The organism is Raoultibacter massiliensis (assembly GCF_900199545.1).
In the GTDB taxonomy this organism is placed as follows: domain Bacteria; phylum Actinomycetota; class Coriobacteriia; order Coriobacteriales; family Eggerthellaceae; genus Raoultibacter; species Raoultibacter massiliensis.
Genome location: NZ_LT962671.1, coordinates 749,571 through 771,090, shown reverse-complemented (window position 1 = coordinate 771,090; position 21,520 = coordinate 749,571). Strand labels below are relative to the sequence as shown.

Genomic DNA, 21,520 nt, shown 5'->3' with positions numbered 1-21,520 from the left:
GGACCCTACAGCTTCACATACCAAAGGTTTTTGAGCTCGCCCAATCCTTCGCGCAGCTTGCCCATGATGGCATCGTCGACATCGCCTTCGACGTTCATGTACACGAGCGCGTTCTTCTCCTTCTCTTTCATGCCCACCTGCATCGTGGTGATGTTGATGCCGGCCGAGCCGAGTATGGTGCCGATGGTACCGATTTTACCCGGGGCATCCACGTACTCGAAGATAAGCGATTGCGATGCGGGCGCGATGTCGATCTGGTAGCCGAACAGAGAAACGATGCGCGGAACCTGGGCGGTATCGGCAAGCGTGCAGGATATCTCGGTGCCGTCTGCCACAACCGAAACCGCAGAAGCGTACCCCTGCGCATCGGGGCGCGATTGCGTCTCAACTTTGATACCGTGACGCTTCGCCACAGCTTCGGCGTTGACGGGTGTAACCGCCACGTTCTTGTAGGAAAGAATGCCGCCGAGCGTACCCGCGACGAGAATCGAAGGATCGGCTCCAGCGAGCGAACCCGCAGCCGTAAGCTTCAAATACTGCGGAATATCACCGTCGATCTGGGCGAGCATCGAGCCCATAAGCTGACAAGCGGGCACATAGGGGCCCACCGCATCCATGATCTCGGGCGGTACAAGCGCCATGTTGACCGCTGTGGGGACGATGGAGCCCTCAAGGCCCGCCGACACGTACTCGGCGATCTGGATGCCGGCGCGCGTCTGGGCTTCCTTGGTGGAAGCGCCCAAGTGGGGCGTCAGGATAACGTTATCGAACTCATGCAATGGGCTTTCCGTGCAAGGCTCGGCCTCGTACACGTCTATCGCCGCGCCGCCGATTTTGCCCGCAGCCACGAAATCCGCCAACGATTCGATGTTGTAGATACCGCCGCGAGCCGTGTTCACGAGGATGACGCCATCCTTCATGGCGGCGTATTGGGCAGGCCCGAACATCCCGATGGTCTCCTTGGTTTTGGGTAGGTGCACCGTAATGAAATCGGCCAACGGCACGATGTCGTCAACGTTGTCGTACAGCTCGACTCCAAGCTGCTCGGCCCGTTCGGGGCTGCAGTACGGATCGTAGCCGATAAGGTTCATCCCGAACGCGCGGGCGCGTTCGGCCACAAGTCCGCCGACGCGGCCGAGTCCGAATATGGCAAGCGTCTTCTCGAAAAGCTCGGTGCCGCTGAACTTCGAACGCTCCCACTTTCCGTCCTTCATGGATGCAACCGCTTGCGGCGTTTTGCGTGCGCAGGCGAGCATCAGGCACATGGTCTGCTCTGCGGCGGAAACGATGTTTGATGTGGGCGCATTGCATACGATAACGCCGCGCTCGGTAGCCGCCTCGACATCGACGTTATCGATGCCTACGCCCGCACGGCCGATGACCCTCAGGTTGGCGGCGGCTTCGATGACTTCGCGAGTCACCTTCGTGGCGCTGCGAACGATGAGCGCGTCGTATGCGGGTATCGCATCGACGAGGCCTTCGGGATCCAGCTCGAGCAAAACATCGACCTCGTAGCCCTTGCTGCGCAGAATATCGAGGCCCGCTTCTGCAAGCTTCTCGGTAACCAGCACCTTCTTCGCCATAACGGCAACCACTCTTCCTTCCTTACCGCTGTCGTTTCGCCTAAAAAGGCTCAAGCCCGTTGCAGTCTTTTCACGAGCTTGCATTCTACCGCACCGAAACCGGCGAGTTCCGCGTAAAACGGCACACGACGCAAAACCATATCCGGAATTCGAAACCAAATCGCAAGCACGCCGCCCACCCGTCCCGCAAAGCCGTTCGACCGTCCCGATCGACCGCTTCTAAGCAGAGACGGGAAGCAGGTCCTGCGCGGGCAAGCCGCACGGTAAAACGCGGGGCGGCTACCTTAAAGGTTGCCGCCCCGACAAGATTTCGTCTGCCTGTTAGCGCATTTCGCTTACGCGTGCGCCTTCTCGAAGCCGTCCATGAACTCGACAAGCTTCTCGACGCCCGCTTTCGGCATGGCGTTGTAGATGCTCGCACGCATGCCGCCCACGCTGCGATGGCCCTTGAGGTTCACAAGCCCCGCTTCCTTCGCCTCGGCCACGAACGCCGCATCGAGCTCATCGGATCCGGTGACGAACGGAACGTTCATGAGCGAGCGGTCCTCCTTGCGAACCGTACCCTTGAAAAGCTTGCTCTGATCGAGGTAGTCGTAGAGGATCGCCGCCTTCTCCTCGTTGCGCTTGCCGATGGCCTCGAGACCGCCCTGATCCTTCAGCCATTTGAACACCTTGCCGCAGATGTAAATGCCGTAGGCGGGCGGCGTGTTGTACAGCGAGTCGGCATCGGCCTGGGTCTTCCACTTGAGCATGGTCGGCGTTCCCTCAAGCACGTCATCGGTAATGAGATCCTCGCGGATGATGTCGATCACCACGCCGGCGGGGCCGATGTTCTTCTGCGCGCCACCGTACATGACCGCGTATTTTGTGATGTCAACCGGCTCGGAGAGGAAACACGAAGAAACGTCTGCCACGAGATCCTTGCCCTTGGTGTTGGGCAGCGTATGGAACTTCGTGCCGTAGATGGTATTGTTCTCGCAGATATATACATAGTCCGCATCTTCCGAAATCGGCAGATCGGAGCAGTCGGGAATATAGGAGAACGTTTCGTCTTCGCTCGAAGCGATGGCGCGGGCGTCACCGTAGATCTTCCCTTCCTTCCACGCCTTTTTCGCCCACGAGCCCGTGATGATGTAGTCGGCCACACGATTTCTCATAAGGTTCATCGGCACGGCGGCAAACTGCTGCGAGGCACCGCCCTGCAAGAACAGCACCTTGTAGTTGTCGGGAATGCCGATGAGTTCGCGCAGGTCGGCTTCTGCAGTCTCGATGATTTCGGCGAAGGGCTTCGAGCGATGGCTCATCTCCATTACCGACATGCCAACACCGCGATAATCGAGCATTTCGGCTGCGGCTTCCGCCAGAACCTCTTCCGGCAGCACGGCCGGTCCCGCTGAGAAGTTATACACCCTACCCATGTTCACGATCTCCTATCAATCAACGAATCGGTTGAAGCAGGCTTCCGCACGCATACCGCGATAAGGCGATGTTGCGGCAGCGCTTTAGCTCCCTAAAGCATTCTAGCGTGCGTTTCGATGATCGGAGGCCGCGATGCGACAAAAACGGCTGCCGACCAGATTATCGGCGCAACGGCACCCCTGCCCCAGGCGCACCCCTACCGCAGGCTCGCTCCCAGTTTGCGTGCCTCTTCCAATCCGGGGTTGCCCTCTATCGCGCCCTTCTCGAACACGCTGCCGACCGCGACGACGCCTTTGTCCTCCATACCCGAATACGCAGTGAGCGCCCGGTACGTATCGCTCATGTACTTCGATATGGAATGGTCTTTGTCCTCGAACGCGGTCAAGAGCACCGTCGATTTGACCGAGAACGGCTTGGCTATGCCGCAGAACATACGGTCCATGAACGCCTTGATCTGAGCCGAGAACGTGAAGCAGTAGATGGGCGTCACGTAGGCGAGCGTATCGCAGCGATGCAGCAGCGGATATATCTTTTGCATGTCGTCCTCTTGGCAACATGCGCCCTCGTGCGAGAAACAGTAGTTGCAGCCGAGGCATCCCGCAATGTCCGCCCGCCCGACATCGATGCGCGTAACGGCGTTTCCCGCCGACTCGGCCCCCTCGATGAACGCATCGGCGAGCATCGAGGTGTTTCCGCCCGCACGCGGACTTCCCGTAACCACCAGAATATCTGCCATCTTCTCCCCTTTTCGCCTGCTTCGTCTCGATATCTACAGTGTAGCGATTTCTCATCTATACGGTGCGAACGGATTCCGCTTATTGGAGTAGTTAATACTTATGAAAGATTTTGCACACCGTACAGCGAAGAAAGCCAAAGATACCGCGCCTGCACCGTTGCCGCCCATTCGGACCATCAGCGACTCGCAAACCGACCTCAACGATATTTGCGAAAGGCACGGCGAGGCCAACAGCCGCTGCGCCATAACCGAGCCTCTAAGCCGTCTCATTTTCTGCATCAGCGCAAAATCGAAAACGCAACATGCAGAGACCGCCTTCGTGCCCTTTGCCCCCCAGCGAGGCAAAGGGCACATGACCCCTGCGCATCCCCATGCATTGCGCTATTTCGCCTTGTGGTCTCGATAATCACCTCCCCAGCGATCCCGCGCGCACTCCTCGCAGATCGCGCCGACGCCCTCGTACAACTCTCCCCCATCTTCCCGATAGGGGTTGTAGCTTGCATTCGACACATAGCTTTGGTAGTAAGCCTGGCCGGAAAACGTTTTCCCGCAATCGTCGCATTCCTCCGAAGAACAGCCCGACACGATGCTGAGACCTATCAGCAACGCGATCGCTATTCCGATCATCCGGGAGGCAATGCCCGATGCATTCAATCCCATCGGTCTTCTTCCGCAACCAGCATTCATGATTGTTCCTCCTGTCGTTGTCCTGAACAAGATACGCCCCTTGCTGCGAAACCGAACGGCGTGCGTCAGTCAATCGGCACACCGTTCTCGTCGCGTACGCGGTCGAACTCGGCGAATGCGCCATCGCCCAAGCGCTGCCCACTCGGATAGCCCGCCTCCTGCCCCCAGACGTACCACGCGGGAGCCTCGCCGCCGGTGTAGGCGTAGACGGCACGAGCGGTATCGTCCCACTCCCATCTGCCCGAAACGCCATCGAAAGTGCCGGATCCGTCGACATGCAGCTCGAGCACCGGCTGCGACCCATCGTACATGCTTCCGCTCCTAGCCTGATAGCTTCCCGCCACGTACACGGCCGCCAAATCGAGGTAGCTCTCCCTCAAGCGATCGCTTTCGTATTGCGATGCCGCCTCTTCCATGCCCTCCTCGGAAGAAGATGCCTCGGTCAGACCCAGATCGTACTGGTACACCGTCAGGGAGGGATACCATGCGATGGGGGCCAGGCCAGAGACGCACTTGCTCGCGACGACACGCCCGCGCTCGTCGCGAGCGTACGTCCGCACCTCATCGCCCATGTTAGACCGCTCGATTTTCTGCGTCATCCTTCCGCCGGCGCCGAACGTGCGCTCGATACGGTACGCTTGATGGACGTCGGCAAGGGTCTGCTTGAAGGTCACGTACGTTTCGAATCCGTTTTCATCGTAGGCGTAAGCGCGCTCGCTGTACGATTCCCCGCCGCCGTCGACGGGAAGCACCTGAATGGTCTTCAGCGACGGGGTGCCGTCTTCGTTGTAGACAAACTCGTCGTGCTGTTTCATCTCGCCTTCCGCAGTGTAACCATCGGTGGATATCATGCGTCCCCCGTCGTAATCGAGGGGATTACCTTCCCAAGGATGATTCGCATCGAAGCGCACCACCAGGGTCTCTTTCAAGGCGCCGTCCGCGTAATACCTGTCGACCGTAAGGGCGCAGGCGTCATCGTCGTATGAATACGTTTCGACGGAAGAGCCGCTCGACTCTCCCCCCTTGCACGTCGTCGCCTCCGCCTTTGCCAGCCTTCCCCGTTCGTAGACATAGTCGAGAGAGGCGATGTCTCCGTCATCCGTTTGAACCCGCGCCGATAGGAGTCTGCCATCCGCATCGTACTCGTAGGAGGACGTCGTGTTAGCGAGAACCGTCTCTCCGAACGTCGCCGTTTTCACGAGGCGCCCAGACTCGTCATAGAAGTAGTTCGTCCACTCCTGCATGTGCAGCGCTTCCTGAGCAGCCACACCTGCGCCTGCATCCACCCCCAGCTGCATAACGCGCGAAGGACGCTCTTCAACGGGCAGCGCCTGACCGGCATTGCCCACGATATAGGATATCTGTTCTTCCGCGCCGGCAGGACCAGTAGACGCGTCCAGCTGAGGGGGCGCGAAAACCGCGCCTCGAGCTCCTGTTTCACCCGAGCACCCCGTTAAGCATCCGCACAACGAGAAAACGGCAGCAGCCAGGATGAGCATCGACCCGAGCTTCAACCGCATCTTGGCTTCTCCTCTCAAATCCGCTCCATTTGCTTCGCCCGAACCCATCGCAAAGCGCATTTTGGGGGAGCGCGACAAACCGATTCTCGTGCTCATCGCACTTCCCCCCTCTCTTGGCTGCGCGAGGAAGCGCCTTCGATGAGCTCCTCGTCCATGGCATCGGTCTCGCGGAAGTCTTCGGGTAGCACAAGGTCCTCCACACAAGTCGGCTGGAGCGAAGGATTCGCAGCATCGATCAGATAGCTACGTTCGCTATCGCCTTTGCCGACTTTCGCAAGCCAGTAAGAGCCATGCAAGTACGTAAACTCGCTGCATATCTCGCCATCGTAGAGAACGTCAGGTGCAAACAGCCACATTCCGTCCGGGGACATAAGGCCGCACGAACCGCCTTCGTACGATTCGTTGTATTTCCCTTCGATACTGACGGGGAAGACGTCGTAGTGGGCCGCCTGCGCACTGCCGCCCAACACGGGCTCGACAACCCACGAACCTGCCTCGAAATCATACAGGCCCGTCAGCACACGCTCCCCTTTGGCTGTGTTCGACTGCGCGTTAATGATGACCACCGGCCCATCCCCCGCCATACCGACGATCTGGGCGTCGTCGAAGTCCTCGGCTTCCAAGATGTCGACGATATCGAATACGTCGACGGGGTTCGCCTCGGGCACCCATGCCTCATAGGAGCACACGTTGTACAGACCGCCCACGACATAGCGAGAGTTCAGCAAGTCCGAGCTGCGCACGTAGCTGTCCGACCCGTAGAAGTTCGCATACACCTCCCCATCCGCATCGAGCAGGATCGTATGGTCTTGGGCCAGAGACGTGCCCAAACTAGTCTGCAGAAGCCCCTTCTCGTATGCGCTGGAGATATCGAAATTGGGAAAGTTGACGAGCTCCATTGAGTCGGGAAAGCTCGTATAGGGCAAAGAGGCCGCCGCCCCGACGTCCATGCGCCCGCCATCGAGCCCCGTCCAGGCGACGACGCTTCCCTGCGCGTCAATCACCAGCGAGAAATGGTACCCGTTGCCAGACGCACCGTACCGGCAGTCCAGCACCGCCCGGTCTTCCTGAAAGTACGCACCGGGCGTGCATCTCAGAGCGGCGCCTTCGTCGTTTTCGGCCGGCAACCCTATGGAAGCCGCCGCATCGTCCACTTTGATTTTAAGGTTGCCCGACGCGTCCATAAACCCGTAGTCGAAGTTCCCGTCGGTACCGACTCCCCATCGGTCGTCTGAGGTTTCAAGCCAGCGCACCATAGCCAAACCGTTTGAATAGGGTCCTACGACCTGGTATCCGTCGGGCAGATCAACAACCTCCCCCGACACGGAGGTCAGTTGGGTTGCGGTTTTTCCGCGCGCGTATCGAACGTAGTAGGTATCGACCGAGGCAGCAGCCGGGCGCTCCTCTGTTCGGGGCGGTTCGCTCCGAACCGGAGCGGATGCACCATCGCCCGCTGGGGCATTGCCCCCACTTGAAGAATCGGTACCAGCGCATCCCGCAAGGGCCAACGCCGCCAAGCAAAATGAAAGAGCCAGCAGAGCCGCTCTTAAACAAGAACCCCCCCCCGACACGCTTTGCGCCGCACCGTTGACGCCGAAACGCCCGCACTGCCTGTTTTCAACAACATCTTCTTCCAGCCTTTCTGCTTCGCGATTACCCATTGCTTCAGATCAATCTGCCTCCAAGCATTCGAAAACGATTGGCAAATTGCAGCTCGTTCAATAATACATGACAGCTACCAGAGCATAAAGATCTGCTTCATACGCAGATAGGTATTCAATATTTGTGCAAAATTTTGTATACTGCAAGGCACGAGAAACAAAGAAGGAGTGCTTATGCCGTCACCATTGCCTCGAATTCGTCCCATCAGTGATTTACGCACCGATCTCAATGGCATTTGCGAAGACGCTCGACAGAGCCAACAACCGCTGTACTTAACAAAAAACGGCGTTGCAGCACTCGTCGTCATGGACTGCGAGGCCTATGAGCGGCAACGTCACCATGAACGATACGTTCTCAAACTTCGGGAAGCAGAGATCGAAGCGCGGTACCGTCCGGAGGCAGTCAGCCAAGAAGAGCTTGACGCGCGCATGCAGAGCATCTTTTCAACCTGGAACGGCTAGCCCGGCATGCGCACGGCAATCTATCGCCCGCGGGCTGCCTATGACATCGAATCAATCGTATTGTATCTCGGACAAGTTGCACAATCCCCTGACAAAGCCCGTACCTGGTATGACAGTCTGCAAAGCAGCGTCAAGCTTCTCTGCGAGTTTCCCGACCTCGGTCGAACGTTCGAAGACGAACGCCTGACGATCCAAGGAAGGCGCACCTACCTCGTAGGCGCCTATCGGCTCTTCTATTCGTACAGCGAATCCGAGCTTATCGTCTGGCGGGTCGTTCACACATCGCAAGACATCGATGATTACGCCATCGTAGACCTATGCGATTAACCGATCCTTTGCGAAACGGGGGCTGCGTCGCCTGACACAGTCCCCGTCGCGAACCCTTGAGCGAAATCCGCGTCGAACGTCCGAGCGGCTAGCGCTTGATCCAGCTGAACATCGAGCGGATATCCGCACCGACTTTCTCGATCGGGGCGTTCGCGTGCTCCTCGCGTTGCGCCTTGAGCCACTTCTGGCCGTTCTTCGAGTCCTCCATGAACTCGTGGGCGAACTCGCCGTTCTGGATGCGGTCGAGAATGGTCTTCATGGCCGCCTTCGACTCGTCGGTGATCACCTTCGGACCGGCGTAGTAATCGCCGTACTCGGCCGTGTTCGATATCGAATAGCGCATGTTGGCCATACCGCCTTCGTACATGAGATCCACGATGAGCTTCATCTCGTGGAAGCACTCGAAGTACGCCATCTCGGGCGGATAGCCCGCCTCGACGAGCGTCTCGAAGCCGGCGTTGATAAGGGCCGTCACGCCGCCGCAGAGCACCGCCTGTTCGCCGAACAGGTCGGTTTCGGTTTCGTTCTTGAACGTGGTCTCGATGACCCCGGCGCGCGCTCCGCCGACCCCCCACGCATACGAAAGCGCCGTGGCCATCGCGTTACCCGAGGCATCTTGGGCGACGCAAGCCAAGCACGGGACGCCCGCACCTTCCACGAACACGCGACGAACCATGTGACCGGGACCCTTCGGCGCGATCATGATGACATCGACGTCCGCCGGAGGCTCGATGTAGCCGTAGTGGATGTTGAAACCGTGCGCGAACGCAAGCGTATCGCCCGCCTTGAGGTTCGGCTCGATCTCGCTTTTGTAGGTTTCGGCCTGGGTCTCGTCGGGCGTGAGGATCATGATGAGATCGGCCTCAGCCGCAGCCGTCGCGATGTCGACGACCTTGAGCCCGGCCTCCTGCGCATCGGCGCAGGATCGAGACCCCTCGCGCAACCCGACGCGCACATCGCACCCCGAGTCTTTCAGATTCAGCGCATGGGCGTGCCCCTGCGATCCGTACCCGATGATCGCGATCTTCTTGTCCTGGATGATCTGCGGGTTGCAATCGTTCTCGTGGTATACCGTTACAGCCATTGTTTTTCCGTTCCTTTCGTCTGACTGGTAATCCCATTAATCCTTGCTGTTGCGCGACATGGCGATCTTGCCGGTACGCGTGATTTCCTTGATGCCGTAGGCGCGGAACAGATCCTCCATGCCCTTAAGCTTGTTCTCGTCGCCGGTCGCTTCGATGGTGAGCGAGTTTCTGCCCACGTCGACGATCTTCGCGCGGAACACGTTCGCGATCTCGATGATCTCGTTTCGACGCTCGGGGGCGGCGTTCACCTTGAACAGCACGAGCTCACGCTCGATCGCCGCATCGTTGGTGAGATCGGTGATCTTGTGCACGCTGATGAGCTTGTGGAGCTGCTTGGTGATCTGCTCGTAGGACACGTCGTCGGCCTTCACGATGGCGGTCACCCGCGACATCGTAGGATCTTCGGTCGGGCCGACCGACAGCGATTCGATGTTGAACCCGCGCCTCGAAATAAGTCCCGTCACGCGGCTCAAGACGCCCGGTTTGTTCTCTACGAGAACCGAAAGAATATGCCTCATCGCCGGCTTCCCCCCTTATCGTCTTCGTCATCGCCCAGCGTGCGCACCGCGCCGACCGCAACGTCGATCGCACCGATGACGTCGTTCATCGCCTTGCCGGGCGCAACCATTGGATACACGTTCTGATCGCGGGAGATCACCACGTCGAGCAGGTACGGGCCCTCGGCATCGAGCATGGCGCGCAGCGCCCGCTCAAGATCGTCGGGATGGCTGACCTGGGCGGCCTGCCAACCGTAAGCATCGGCCAGCTTGACGAAATCAGGCACCGCATCGAGCAGCGTCGAAGAATAGCGCTCGTTGTAGAAGAGCTTCTGCCACTGATGCACCATTCCAAGGCAGCGGTTATCCATGATGAGAACCTTCACAGGAACGTTCTGAATGGCAGCCGTCGCCATTTCCTGGCTGTTCATCTGAAACGATCCGTCGCCTGCAACGCACACGACCGTTTTGTCAGGACACCCGAGCGCGGCTCCGATCGATGCGGGAAAGCCGAAGCCCATCGTGCCCAACCCCCCGCTCGTGATGAACGAACGCGGCGTTTCGCGCTGAATGTGCTGGGCCGCCCACATCTGGTGCTGACCCACTTCCGTTACCACGATGCTCTTTTCGGGGTCAAGCATGCCCGAAAGCGTGCTCATGACGATTTCGGGTACGATCTCGTCGGGTCGGTCGCCCACGCCCGGATGGTAGAACGGGAAACGGCGGCGCCATTCATCGGCCTGTTCCACCCATGCGGCGGGCGCAGGCGGAACCGCCTGCTTGGAAAGCTCGGCCAATGTGTTGGCGAGCACCCCCTTGAGGTCGCCCACGATGGGCACCCGAACCTCGCGCACCTTGCCGATCTCTGCGGGGTCGATATCGATATGAATGATCTTCGCATCGGGAGCGAACTCGGAAAGCTTGCCCGTCACGCGATCGGAGAACCGCGCGCCGCAGGCGATGATCAGATCGGCCTCGGTCATGATCATGTTCGCGAACTTAGACCCGTGCATGCCGATGGGCCCGTAGTTCAGGTGATGCGACGCAGGAAACGCTCCCTTACCCATGAGCGTGGTAACCACGGGAATCTGCATGGTCTCGGCAAGTTCTACGAGTTCGGGAGTGGCACCCGACGAGATGATGCCGCCGCCCACGTAGAGCGCGGGGCGCTTCGATTCGCGCAGAAGGTTCACCGCCTGCTTGACCTGTTTGGCGTTTCCCTTGTAGGTGGGTTTGTACGAAGGCAGGTTCACCTCGTCGGGATAGTCGAACACCATCTCTTCGCTCGCCAAATCGCTCGGCACGTCGATGAGCACCGGACCCGGACGACCCGTGCTCGCGATGTGAAACGCTTCGCGGAAGGTCTGCGTGAGCTCATCGGTGGTTTGCAAGAGGTAGCTGTGCTTCACAACCGGCATCGTGATGCCCACGATGTCGGACTCCTGGAACGAGTCGGTGCCGATGACGCCGCGCGGCACCTGTCCGGTGATAACCACAAGAGGCACGCTGTCCATGTAGGCGGTCGCGATGCCCGTGACCGTATTGGTGGCGCCCGGCCCGCTCGTCACGATGGCCACGCCGACGCGGCCCGTCGCCCGCGCATAGCCGTCCGCCTCGTGCACGGCACCCTGCTCGTGGCGCGAGAGCACATGGCGGAGCACCTTCGAGTCGTAGAGCGCGTCGTAGATCTTGATAGCCTGCCCACCCGGGTAGCCGAATACCAGATCGACTCCCTCGGCCTCGAGCGAGGCGATGACCGCCTGGGCTCCCGTCATGGTCGTGCCCTGTTTCTCCGTCTTGTTCGCGCTCATGAGAGAACAGCCCCCTTGTCTGCCGATGTGACGAGTTTCGCATATCGCGCCAAAACACCGTGATCATGCTTCTGCGCGGGCGGCTGCCATGCTGCTCGCCTGCGCTCGAATTCCGCTTCTTCGATATTGAGAACAAGCGCGCCACCCTCGATGTCGACGGTGACGCTATCTCCCTCCTCGATGAGCGCGATCGGACCGCCCGCGGCAGCTTCGGGGCTCACGTGCCCGACAGCCGGCCCCTTCGTCGCACCCGAGAACCGCCCGTCGGTGATAAGGGCGACCGATTTCGAGAGGCCCATGCCCACGATCGACGATGTCGGCATGAGCATCTCGCGCATACCCGGCCCGCCCCTCGGGCCCTCGTAGCGGATGACCACGACATCGCCTGCCTTGATCTTGCCTTCGTTGATGGCCGCGCAAGCCTCTTCCTCCCCGTCGAACACGCGGGCGGGGCCGGTATGGTTCATCATCGCTGGATCAACGGCGGATTTCTTCACGATGGCACCATCGGGAGCGATGTTGCCATGGAGTACCCTGAGCGCGCCCGCTTCCGAAAACGGGTTCTCGAAGGTGCGGCACACCTCGCCGTCGGCGCCGATGCATTGCTCGTTCATATGCGCGAGGTACTCGGCCATCGATCCCATGCAGGTGGTTGCGCTCTCGTCGATGAGCCCGAGTTTGGCAAGCTCGGCGATCACCACGGGCACGCCGCCCACCTCGTACAGATCGGACAACGGGCGCGGACCCGAGGGCTGAAGCTTCACGAGATGCGGCGTGCGCGCAGACGCCTCGTCCCAATCGTCCATGGTGATCGGATGGCCGGCCTCGGCCGCGATCGCCGTCAAATGCAGCACGGTGTTCGTCGAGCCGCCGAAGGCCATATCGCATTCCATCGCGTTATGGATGGCCGCCTCGCCCACGATGTCGCGCGCCGTGATGCCCTTTTCGAGCAGCTCCATAACCTTCATGCCCGCATGCTTCGCCAAGCGGATTCGCTCGGAATACACAGCGGGAATCGTGCCGTTGCCCGGAAGCGCGATGCCGAGCGCTTCGGTCAGGCAGTTCATCGAGTTAGCCGTGAACATGCCCGAACAGCTGCCGCAGGTGGGGCACGCGGTGTCCTCGTAGTATTTGAGCTCGTCTTCGCTCATGGTTCCGTTCATCACCGCAGCAGCCCCGTCGAAAAGCGTATTGAGGTCGGTTGACGGAGCGCAGCCGCCCGGCTGTTTGCCCGCAAGCATCGGGCCGCCCGACACGAACACGGTCGGGATGTCGACGCGCAGCGCGCCCATGAGCATGCCCGGTACGATCTTATCGCAATTGGGGATGCATACCATGGCGTCGAACCGATGGCCCTGCACGGCACACTCGACCGAGTCGGCTATGACCTCGCGGGAAACGAGCGAGTAGTGCATCCCCTCGTGGTTCATCGCGATGCCGTCGCATACGCCGATAGTCGAAATCTCGAAAGGCACGCCGCCTGCCATGTAGACGCCCGCCTTGACGGCCTCGGCGATCTTATCGAGATTGTTGTGGCCCGGAATGATGTCGTTTCGCGAGTTGACGATGGCGACGAGCGGGCGGCCCAGCTCCTCGTCGGTTATGCCATCGGCTTTAAGGAGGCTGCGGTGCGGAGCGCGCGCAACCCCCGTCTTCACAGCATCGCTGCGATAGTGCATGTCATGCCTTCCTTCCGTCCGTCATATGCCGCGGTGCAGCCCGAACAGCCGATGCCGCCCTGCGGGCGATCGGTGTGCGGCCATTGCACCCTGAAAACAAAAAATCCCGCCGCAAGAAGCTTGCACCAGGACCATCAGGTAAAGGAAGACACGCGCGCTTCGGACGCTGCGCTCTTCGATCGGACTGATAACGGTTGTCACCGGTTCAAGACTACTTGCCATGGTGCACGCCAGGAGTTGCCTGGCTGCGGCCATGTCGTTCGAACTCGACTGCTCAAAGGTGGCTTTCGGGCCGTCCACCACTGGCTTGCAGCAACCGCCAGCTCTCTGAAGATGGATTCGTCCGTACTTTCCTCGTCAACGCATTTGAAGCTATGGATTTGTTGGGTACCGAGTATACTCGCGATTCCCCTGCGCGCAACCATGATTTTCGAATCGGCGAAAAAAACTTTAAGAACCTAAGGAACTTCGCCGAGCTACGCCGAACCGAACCGATACCCGGCGTGCCAGACGGTTTGGACGAACTGAGGGTTTGCCGGATCCTCTTCGATCTTTCCGCGGAGCCGATGCACCAGCACCGTGATGCTCGTAATCTCCCCCGTATAGCTTTCGCCCCATATTTCTTCGGTAAGCTCTTTATGCGAGTACACCTGTCCGGGATTGCTCGCCAGAATCGCAAGCAACTGAAACTCCTTCGGCGTCAGCACAATCGAATCGCCGCGAACGACGACCCGATGATTCACCGCGTCGAGCTCGAGTCCACCCAGCTTAAGAACGTCGGAACCCAAAGTCCTTTTGGCACCCATGAGCGAACGCCGTGCGAGAGCCTCCATGCGCAGCAGAAGCTCTTGGGAGACGAAGGGTTTGACAAGGTAGTCGTCTGCCCCCATCTTGAAACCTACGCTCTTGTCAACGATATCGCCTTTCGCGGTAAGCATGATGATCGGCACAGTCTGCCCCATCGTGCGCAGCCGACCGCACACCTCGTAGCCGTCGAGCTTCGGCATCACCACATCAAGTAGGACCATGTCGGGATGCTCCCGCTCGAACAACCCAAGCGCCTCCTCCCCATCTTTAGCGCATATGTACTCGTAACCGTTTTCCTTGAAAATATGTTCGACGAGCGTACGCATCCCCTCGTCATCGTCTGCAAACAATATCTTCATGCATCCTCCCGTTACCTTGTTTCACCAACGCTTCCACCCGCCAAAGCGAAAGCAGGAAATAGCTCCTATTCGTCGATCGTATCCAGCGGCTCGACCGGCAGCACAACCGTGAACACGCTGCCTTGCCCTATCCGGGATTCGACTTCGACGACTCCCCCAAGCAAATCGGTCAGATCTTTCACCAGCGCAAGCCCCAGCCCGCTGCTTCCGTACGAACGCCCGATGGCATGGTTTGCGTTCGACCCCTTGACGAACCGTTCGAACAGAAGCGGCATGTCCTCGGGATCGATGCCGCACCCGTCGTCCGCCACCGACAATGTAAGCTTCCGGGAAGCCTCGCTGTAACTCCCGCTCAAACGCACATGCCCGCCCGAGTCGATGAATTTCACCGCGTTCGACGCGAGGTTCTCGACGATGCGCCTGAGCTTTTCGCAGTCGGTCATGATGACCGGAACATTCTCGTCAACCGCAACGGATACGCTCGCCGCCTTCTTCTCGGCAAGGAACGTCACGCCGTCTCTGACGATGCCCAGCAGATCCGCCACATCGACGGGGCCAAGCGACAGCTCCGTACGACCCGCCTCGATACGTGACAGGTCGAGCATGTTGTTCACCATCGATAAAAGCACTTGGCTGCTGAACTTCATTTCGCCCATGATCTTCTTTTCGTCGTTGTTGCGGGGCGCATTTGTCTGCTCCCAAATGTCGACGAACGCCAGTATAGAGGTGAGCGGCGTACGCATCTCGTGGCTTACCGTAGCGAGAAAATCCTCTTTTAACTCGTTGTCGTGCTGAAGCATGCGGTTCATGTTTTCGAGTTCGACGCGCTGCAGCTCGAGCACCTTGTTCGATTCGATGATCTGCGCCGTGCGAACCTCGACTTCCGATTCCAAATGCTCGTAAAGCGTCTTGAGCTCCTTGGCCATCGAATCGAATCGCTGGGCAAGATCCTCCATCTCGTCGCGCTGCCCGATACCGTCAAGGCTCACATCGAAGTCGTGCCGCTCAAGCCTCTCCGAAACCGCACCCAGCTTCCGCAGCGGTTTCGTAACCAGCCGAGATATGCCATAGAACGCCACAAGCATACAACTTGCCAAAAAGAGGAAGAACACGAGCGTCTCGCGTGTCGCACTCTCCTGTGCTCCGGCAAGATAGGTGTCCGCGGGGATGATGATGCTCGCAGCACCCGCAAGATCCCCCACTTCTCGCCCCTCTTTCGGAAAGCCCATGACATCGAGCTCTCCCTCGGGTCCACCGTGGCACTCGAGACACGATTCCGCCATCCACAGGGGCTCGACGTACCGAAACGCTTTGGATCCCTGATAGTCGACCAACCCGTAGTAGGCTTTGCTGTCGGGGTTATCGCGCAGGGCGTACAGCGCTTCGAGCTCGTATTCGTCGGGGGCATCGGCGGGTTTGCGCGTCTCGATGTTGGTATAGTGGATAATGATGCCGCCGCTGCTGTTGGTGAATTTCTGCGCAACAACCTTCGCCGCAACCACACAGTACACATTGTAGGTACCGTCTTCGTTTCGAACGAACTGGCTTTGGTTCACCTCCATGAAATCCCAAACCGCATTCATCTCGGTGGCCAGCATATGCGCTGATTCGAGCATCTCGCGCTCCACCTGATCGTGCTGGACCGATTCGCGCCACACGGCGTTCACGGCGAGCAAAACCACCGCAGTAGCAACGAACAGCACTGCGAATTTTGCCTTGATACCCACTTTCCTTCGAACGGCCATACTCCCCCTTGGCGCTCTGCCCGAACACGTTGCCCACACGTCATCGCTTGCGTTTCGATCCTTCTATGCTACACGCTAACCGCACGCCGCTTCAAGCCTTCGGGCATCAGCGACCATGAAAGAGGCAAGCGCTTTCGCAGCGCAAGCGTAAAAGTCGGACCCGCCTTTTTCTTCCAGATCGCATGCAAACGCATCGATCCACTTCAGCGGATGATCGGCGATGAAATCCCCGCTCGCCTCCAAGGCGTCCCGCATCCTTCCCTCATCGCCCCGATCGTAAGCATCGCACGCCTCCGCGGCCAAAGAAGCCAAAAAATCGAGCTCGAGTGCAAGATGGTCGTCAGGAACACGTGGGTACAAGGCGGGAAGAAAGCCGTGTGCGCGATAGACGTTGCGGATATCGAGCGTAGAAGGCTGCATGACCATGCGTTTCCCCTCAAGGTAAACCGATTCCCACGGCGGAGCGGGAAGCGCTGCGGGACCGACGAACAGACGAGTGTAGTCCGAGAGCCTCGCCGCAAGATCCCTGTTCTCGGCTTGGGCAAGATCAAGAAGCTCCCTGCCATAGGCTGCGGTCTTTCCTTCGACGTCTACGAAGCCGAAAGCGCGTGTGGCGACGTCCTCGTCGATCGCATCGAACAATTCGTCACTCGGTTCGGTTCCGAACAGCCGCTGGAACAGCAGGTATCCGAACCTTCTTGCCACCAGATAATCAAGCGTCGCATCTTCAATCATGGTTTCCCCCTTATGCCCAAGCGCCCCGCCGAGGCTCGCTCGGCGGGGCATCTCGGTGCGTATCGAGTATTTGTCGCACTGCCGCTATACGATAAACGGCTTGAACTGCTCGTTCAGCGCCGCTTCTTTCGGTGTGACGAGAAGCGACGGGTTGGTTTCACTTGAGCTGGGCAGGATAGGAAGATCGCTGACGGCATCGCCGTGCTTCGCCCTCAGCTCTTCGATATCGCCCCATTCGATCGCACGCATTACGCAGGCGTCAACGCATACAGGGTTCTGTCCCGCATCGCGAAACGGCTTGCACCCGTCGCATTTGCCCGACGTGCCCTTGTCTTCCTGCAGAACGGGGACGCCATACGGACACGACTTCACGCACGTTCCGCATCCAATGCATTCGGCATAGTCGATAAACACCGTACCGTCGTCGGGGTCTTTCTGCATAGCACCCGACGGGCAATTTGCAACGCATGCAGGGCTCGCGCAGTGATTGCAGGTCAGCGAATAATGATACAGGGTGGCATCGGGGTAAGAACCCGTTTCGTACGATTCGACACGGCGAAATGTGATACCGGGCGCAAGATCGTTGCGATCGCAGCACACGACTTGGCACACCTTGCAGCCGATGCAGTCTTCTTGATTGAAATAAAAACCGAATTGGGTCATGGCTTCTTCTCCCCCTTATTCCTCGATCGCAGGAATGCGCTGCGCGAGCAGGTAGTCTTCCTCGAGCGAGGCGCCCTCGTATTTTTCGAAGTTGATCAGGTTGGTGTTGTAGCCGGCAACGCCCATGCCCGACGTAACCGGCGCGGTGAACAGATTCTCGGCACCCACATGGTCGACGCCGTCTTTATCCATATCGACCCAAGGGCCATGAGGGAGGGCTACAACGCCGGGCATAAGGCGCTCGGTTACGCTGGCGGGGCGCAGCGACTGGGATCTCTCGTTGTAGATGCGCACAGTATCGCCGTCCTCGATGCCCTTCTCCGCTGCGTCTACCGCCGAGATGAACACAGGGTTCGAGAATGCCTGACGCAAGTACGGCAGATTGTCGAACTGAGTATGCGAACGACGCAGGTAGTGGGGATTGAATATCTGGTAGGGATAATCGCCCTTCACGCCGCCCTCGAAGTCAGCGAACGAAGCTTCGTAGCCATTCACAGGAGCCTTGTAGGTCGGATAGGGTTTCCAGACGAAACCGTCGGCGGTGTATCCGCATCCGTTGAGCGCATCAGCCTTCGTCTGGCTGTAGATTTCGAATTTGCCGCTCGGAGTGGCGCGTGGATTCGCTTCGGGATCCTCAATGAACGCTTGGTATCCGTAGTAGGTGTAGGCGTCGCCCGGCTTTCGCTCAACCTTGTAGATTCCTTTTTCAAGAAACTCGCCGATCGAGATAACGCCTTCCTGCGGCTCGCCCTCGACACCCCGCGAAGCAATGTCGTCCTCGGTAATCGTGAGGAACGGAACGAACTCACCGGTTTCGGCGGATTTCATCGTCGTGCCGGCAAGAATGTTGAAGAACTCCTGTTCGTCGCTCAACGGGAAAAGCTCGTCAGCATTAAGCCCGAGTTTCTCAGCAATCCCCCGAGCGATGTCCTTGTCGGATTTTGCCTCGAAAAGCGGTTCGCACACCTGCGTCGCGCCGATGAGGGCCTCACGATTCTTGAGCGTCATCACCGAACCGCCGCGTAAATCGCCGACTTTCTCCCATTCGGTGATCACCGGCAAAACCACGTCCGAATACTGCGCCTGGGTGGTAAACGCGCGAGCCGTAGCGAACACGAAGTCGACCTTCCTGACGGCATCGATTGCCGAAGCAGTGTCGAGCAGCGTGTTCATCGGGCTTGCCTCCGTAAACACGATGAGACGCGTATCGATTTCCCTGCGGTCCTCAGGCGGGCACTCGAGGACCGATCCCCGACAATTGAACTTGCCGGTCAGGATGGCACTCCATTGCTCGGGATCGTTGACGACATCGGTAACGGGGTTCGCCGGAGCAGCCGGGGCGCCCGAAGCACCCGGATGGAAGATGTCATCGATGCAGCTGCCCACGCAGTTATGGTAAGCGGTGCCGGTGGAATTTCCGGGCTTGCCCAGATGCCCGCCCATCAGACTCACCGTCATCCATGCGTAGTTCGTATCGTCGGAGTCGTTCGTGCGGAACGCAGCATAGCTCCGCAGCGTGGTAACCGCATTGTCTTTCTTAAGCATGTCGGCGTAGAACTCGATGTCCTCGACAGGCGTGCCGCAAATCGCCGATGCCCACTCGGGCGTCTTCGGCTGACCGTCGTAAGCACCCATCACGTAGTCGCGGAAGTTCTCATCGACCTTCGCATCATCGGGCATGCTATCGCCGTCGATGCCAACGGTGTACTTGGCAAGAAAATCCCAATCGATGACCGACCCCGGATCCTGCTCGTCGTTTACGAACATCTGATAGGCAACGGCCAAAAGAAACGCCAAATCGGAACCGGGACGCACCTGGATCCACTTCGCGTTGAAGTGCGCAGCGGTCGCATTGTACTCAGGACCGACGAAGACGAATTGAACTCCCGCCTTCTTGGCCTCGTTAAAGTAGTACATATAGGTTCCCGGGGACGCCCATGCCTGATTGCATCCGTACAGCACGATATAATCGGCGTTGACCCAGTCAGTGCGATCGTTCTCTTCGCCCAGCCCCATCACCGGCATACCCATGACCGTCGAATGGTATACGGCGGTACCCATGGAGCCGGAGGTGATGGAAGTTGTAGCGCCGCCGATCGAGTTGATCACGTTCATGATATTGCCCTTGCACTGACCAGGGAACAAAATGGCGCGGTTGCCGTGCTGGTCGATCGTGTTCTTCAGCTCGTCGGCGATGATCTCGGATGCTTCGTCCCAGCTGATGCGCACCCACTCGTCTATACCGCGCAACTCCTTTTTACCGCCAGTATGAGGCTCCCAGTTCTTACGTTTCATGGGGTACTTCAAGCGATCGGCGCCAAAGGTGTGCTGCTTCTTCGAGCGGCCGCGCGGGCATGCGCGCAGCTGCGGTGCTGCCATGGAATCCTCGGTCGTGTCATCGGTCTTCTGCCGGACAACAACCCCGTCGACAACGTAAACCCTGTTCAAGCACATGCCGCCGCAGTTGTTGTTGCAACAAGCCGTAACCCATTTGCCCTCGATTGTTGGATCGAGTTCCGCATCAGCCATTGCACCTTCAGCCTGAGGCTCGACTTCTTCCAACTTGTTTTCGGGCTGGCAGCCCACCATCGCCAACCCGGCAATGGCTGCGGCACTCGCGCCGACGAACGAACGCCGCGTAATGGCGTTTTTTGTCGCACCATGATTCCCCATGAGCGATCCACCCCTCTCATCTCTCGTCCATCAACCTCGCCCCGCATAGCTTACTGCACGGGCGAAGCACATGAGCCACAGTATTCCCAAGAGGATTCGCCCGTTCAATTGAATCATCCGTAATAGATATTTCATTTTTGTAATAACCATCCCGTTTGCACGAGAACAGGCGGGTACCATATAGTATGATACCTTTTCAAATGGAAAACCCGTGAGCGACGGAGGCCGCCATGAACGAGCCGATCTGCTTTCCCACCCGCGAAGATTTCAGAACCTGGCTCGCCGACAACTGCGAATCAACCGACGGCGTCTGGCTTTTGTTCGGGAAAGCAGGCGGTCCGAAGACGCTCAAAGCATCCGAAGCGCTCGAAGAGGCTCTCTGCTTCGGATGGATCGACGGGCAGATGCAAAGCATCGACGGCGCAACCTACCGCAAGTATTTCTCGCAGCGCCGGGTGAACAGCAAATGGTCGGAGAAGAACAAGGCCCTGGTCGAAAAGCTCGAAGGCCAGGGATCCATGACCGACCACGGGCGCGCGAAAATCGAAGAAGCCAAGCGAAACGGCCAATGGGATGCGCCAAAACCCCAGCAGGCAACCGAGGATCAGATCGAACAGGTTGCCCGGGCGCTCGAAGGGCACGAACCCGCACACGCAAACTTCCTTGCCATGTCGCCGTCGGTCAAGAAAACCTATACGCGCGCGTACTTCGATGCGAAAACCGATGCGGGCCGAAACAGGCGCCTCGCATGGATGATCGAACGGCTCGATAAGAACCTCAAGCCAATGTAGGCATGCGCCTGCTCGTCTCGCGAAGCCCCCCGCAAACGACGGGCCATACCGCAACGGCAAACGCAACTGCAGGCAAAGCTGCGCCTGTCAAAACGCAAAGGCGGGCCCGGAGCAGCTCCGATACCCGCCTCGATACGCCAACCGCACCACAAACGCAACGCCCTTGCAAATCTGACGACGCCGCAGCGGGTGCCGCCTCTACGCCCCTGGTGCCTTGGGGGCTCCCGGCGCTTTGGGAGCGCTCGGCGCGCCAGGGGCCTTCGGGGCAGCCGGCGCGCCG

General features: G+C 59.0%; 18 protein-coding genes. 3 read left to right on the top strand and 15 right to left on the bottom strand.

Going from position 1 to position 21,520, the window contains the following annotated elements; translation table 11 throughout:
* Positions 1–5: 5 nt before the first annotated feature.
* The 6 genes from serA to C1719_RS07415 all read right to left on the bottom strand — a co-directional run bounded on the left by serA (position 6) and on the right by C1719_RS07415 (position 7,270).
* The gene (gene serA, locus C1719_RS07445; protein ID WP_245874416.1) at positions 6–1,595 is read right to left on the bottom strand and encodes a phosphoglycerate dehydrogenase; all 1,590 of its coding nucleotides are present in this window, start codon (positions 1,593–1,595) and stop codon (positions 6–8) included.
* Positions 1,596–1,918: 323 nt separating this feature from the next.
* Positions 1,919–3,001: a 3-phosphoserine/phosphohydroxythreonine transaminase gene (gene serC / locus C1719_RS07440; RefSeq protein WP_102374524.1), complete on the bottom strand. Its 1,083-nt coding sequence runs from the start codon at positions 2,999–3,001 to the stop codon at positions 1,919–1,921.
* 197 nt (positions 3,002–3,198) lie between these two features.
* Complete coding sequence (locus C1719_RS07435) at positions 3,199–3,738, bottom strand: flavodoxin family protein (protein WP_102374523.1); 540 nt, start codon at positions 3,736–3,738, stop codon at positions 3,199–3,201.
* A 381-nt stretch (positions 3,739–4,119) separates the two neighbouring features.
* Positions 4,120–4,398, bottom strand: coding sequence for a hypothetical protein (locus tag C1719_RS07425; RefSeq protein ID WP_102374521.1), 279 nt, complete (start codon positions 4,396–4,398; stop codon positions 4,120–4,122).
* Positions 4,399–4,490: 92 nt separating this feature from the next.
* The gene (locus tag C1719_RS07420; protein ID WP_146007866.1) at positions 4,491–5,945 is read right to left on the bottom strand and encodes a hypothetical protein; all 1,455 of its coding nucleotides are present in this window, start codon (positions 5,943–5,945) and stop codon (positions 4,491–4,493) included.
* A 92-nt stretch (positions 5,946–6,037) separates the two neighbouring features.
* On the bottom strand, positions 6,038–7,270 hold the full coding sequence (locus tag C1719_RS07415; RefSeq protein WP_146007865.1) for a hypothetical protein: 1,233 nt from the start codon (positions 7,268–7,270) through the stop codon (positions 6,038–6,040).
* A 510-nt stretch (positions 7,271–7,780) separates the two neighbouring features.
* On the opposite strand from C1719_RS07415, the gene C1719_RS07410 reads away from it, so the two are divergent.
* Both C1719_RS07410 and C1719_RS07405 read left to right on the top strand, forming a co-directional pair.
* The gene (locus C1719_RS07410) at positions 7,781–8,068 is read left to right on the top strand and encodes a type II toxin-antitoxin system Phd/YefM family antitoxin (RefSeq protein WP_180963519.1); all 288 of its coding nucleotides are present in this window, start codon (positions 7,781–7,783) and stop codon (positions 8,066–8,068) included.
* Positions 8,069–8,074: 6 nt separating this feature from the next.
* A complete protein-coding gene (locus C1719_RS07405; RefSeq protein WP_102374517.1) occupies positions 8,075–8,395 on the top strand; it encodes a type II toxin-antitoxin system RelE/ParE family toxin in 321 nt (106 codons plus the stop codon).
* A gap of 88 nt (positions 8,396–8,483) precedes the next feature.
* Here the strand turns inward: C1719_RS07405 and ilvC are convergent, their stop codons facing one another.
* The 9 genes from ilvC to C1719_RS07355 all read right to left on the bottom strand — a co-directional run bounded on the left by ilvC (position 8,484) and on the right by C1719_RS07355 (position 20,449).
* Positions 8,484–9,479, bottom strand: a complete 996-nt coding sequence (gene ilvC / locus C1719_RS07400) for a ketol-acid reductoisomerase (protein WP_102374516.1) — start codon at positions 9,477–9,479, stop codon at positions 8,484–8,486.
* Positions 9,480–9,515: 36 nt separating this feature from the next.
* Entirely contained in the window at positions 9,516–9,998 is a 483-nt protein-coding gene (gene ilvN, locus C1719_RS07395) for an acetolactate synthase small subunit (protein ID WP_102374515.1), read from the bottom strand.
* Positions 9,995–11,788 (bottom strand): biosynthetic-type acetolactate synthase large subunit, encoded by a 1,794-nt coding sequence (gene ilvB / locus C1719_RS07390; RefSeq protein WP_102374514.1) that lies wholly within the window; start codon positions 11,786–11,788, stop codon positions 9,995–9,997. The genes ilvN and ilvB overlap by 4 nt, the downstream gene beginning before the upstream one ends.
* Positions 11,785–13,467, bottom strand: coding sequence for a dihydroxy-acid dehydratase (gene ilvD, locus C1719_RS07385; RefSeq protein WP_102374513.1), 1,683 nt, complete (start codon positions 13,465–13,467; stop codon positions 11,785–11,787). Before ilvD ends, ilvB begins: the two co-directional genes overlap by 4 nt.
* A 476-nt stretch (positions 13,468–13,943) precedes the next feature.
* Entirely contained in the window at positions 13,944–14,633 is a 690-nt protein-coding gene (locus tag C1719_RS07375) for a response regulator transcription factor (protein WP_102374511.1), read from the bottom strand.
* 65 nt (positions 14,634–14,698) lie between these two features.
* Positions 14,699–16,378 carry an ATP-binding protein gene (locus C1719_RS07370; RefSeq protein ID WP_102374510.1) on the bottom strand — a complete coding sequence of 560 codons (1,680 nt, stop codon included), beginning with the start codon at positions 16,376–16,378 and terminating at the stop codon, positions 14,699–14,701.
* 75 nt (positions 16,379–16,453) lie between these two features.
* On the bottom strand, positions 16,454–17,113 hold the full coding sequence (locus C1719_RS07365) for a TorD/DmsD family molecular chaperone (RefSeq protein ID WP_180963518.1): 660 nt from the start codon (positions 17,111–17,113) through the stop codon (positions 16,454–16,456).
* Positions 17,114–17,197: 84 nt separating this feature from the next.
* Positions 17,198–17,776, bottom strand: a complete 579-nt coding sequence (locus C1719_RS07360; RefSeq protein ID WP_102374508.1) for a 4Fe-4S dicluster domain-containing protein — start codon at positions 17,774–17,776, stop codon at positions 17,198–17,200.
* A 15-nt stretch (positions 17,777–17,791) separates the two neighbouring features.
* Positions 17,792–20,449 carry a molybdopterin-dependent oxidoreductase gene (locus tag C1719_RS07355; RefSeq protein ID WP_102374507.1) on the bottom strand — a complete coding sequence of 886 codons (2,658 nt, stop codon included), beginning with the start codon at positions 20,447–20,449 and terminating at the stop codon, positions 17,792–17,794.
* A 230-nt stretch (positions 20,450–20,679) separates the two neighbouring features.
* On the opposite strand from C1719_RS07355, the gene C1719_RS07350 reads away from it, so the two are divergent.
* Positions 20,680–21,240 (top strand): YdeI/OmpD-associated family protein, encoded by a 561-nt coding sequence (locus C1719_RS07350; RefSeq protein WP_102374506.1) that lies wholly within the window; start codon positions 20,680–20,682, stop codon positions 21,238–21,240.
* Positions 21,241–21,520: the final 280 nt, after the last annotated feature.

Coding starts and splice junctions, on each gene's coding strand:
- ilvB (WP_102374514.1), bottom strand. CDS start 11,788: ATGAGCGCGAACAAGACGGAGAAACAGGGCACGACCATGACGGGAGCC.
- C1719_RS07420 (WP_146007866.1), bottom strand. CDS start 5,945: ATGCGGTTGAAGCTCGGGTCGATGCTCATCCTGGCTGCTGCCGTTTTC.
- ilvN (WP_102374515.1), bottom strand. CDS start 9,998: ATGAGGCATATTCTTTCGGTTCTCGTAGAGAACAAACCGGGCGTCTTG.
- C1719_RS07405 (WP_102374517.1), top strand. CDS start 8,075: ATGCGCACGGCAATCTATCGCCCGCGGGCTGCCTATGACATCGAATCA.
- C1719_RS07435 (WP_102374523.1), bottom strand. CDS start 3,738: ATGGCAGATATTCTGGTGGTTACGGGAAGTCCGCGTGCGGGCGGAAAC.
- C1719_RS07370 (WP_102374510.1), bottom strand. CDS start 16,378: ATGGCCGTTCGAAGGAAAGTGGGTATCAAGGCAAAATTCGCAGTGCTG.
- C1719_RS07425 (WP_102374521.1), bottom strand. CDS start 4,398: ATGGGATTGAATGCATCGGGCATTGCCTCCCGGATGATCGGAATAGCG.
- ilvD (WP_102374513.1), bottom strand. CDS start 13,467: ATGCACTATCGCAGCGATGCTGTGAAGACGGGGGTTGCGCGCGCTCCG.
- C1719_RS07360 (WP_102374508.1), bottom strand. CDS start 17,776: ATGACCCAATTCGGTTTTTATTTCAATCAAGAAGACTGCATCGGCTGC.
- C1719_RS07350 (WP_102374506.1), top strand. CDS start 20,680: ATGAACGAGCCGATCTGCTTTCCCACCCGCGAAGATTTCAGAACCTGG.
- ilvC (WP_102374516.1), bottom strand. CDS start 9,479: ATGGCTGTAACGGTATACCACGAGAACGATTGCAACCCGCAGATCATC.
- C1719_RS07365 (WP_180963518.1), bottom strand. CDS start 17,113: ATGATTGAAGATGCGACGCTTGATTATCTGGTGGCAAGAAGGTTCGGA.
- C1719_RS07410 (WP_180963519.1), top strand. CDS start 7,781: ATGCCGTCACCATTGCCTCGAATTCGTCCCATCAGTGATTTACGCACC.
- C1719_RS07375 (WP_102374511.1), bottom strand. CDS start 14,633: ATGAAGATATTGTTTGCAGACGATGACGAGGGGATGCGTACGCTCGTC.
- serC (WP_102374524.1), bottom strand. CDS start 3,001: ATGGGTAGGGTGTATAACTTCTCAGCGGGACCGGCCGTGCTGCCGGAA.
- C1719_RS07355 (WP_102374507.1), bottom strand. CDS start 20,449: ATGGGGAATCATGGTGCGACAAAAAACGCCATTACGCGGCGTTCGTTC.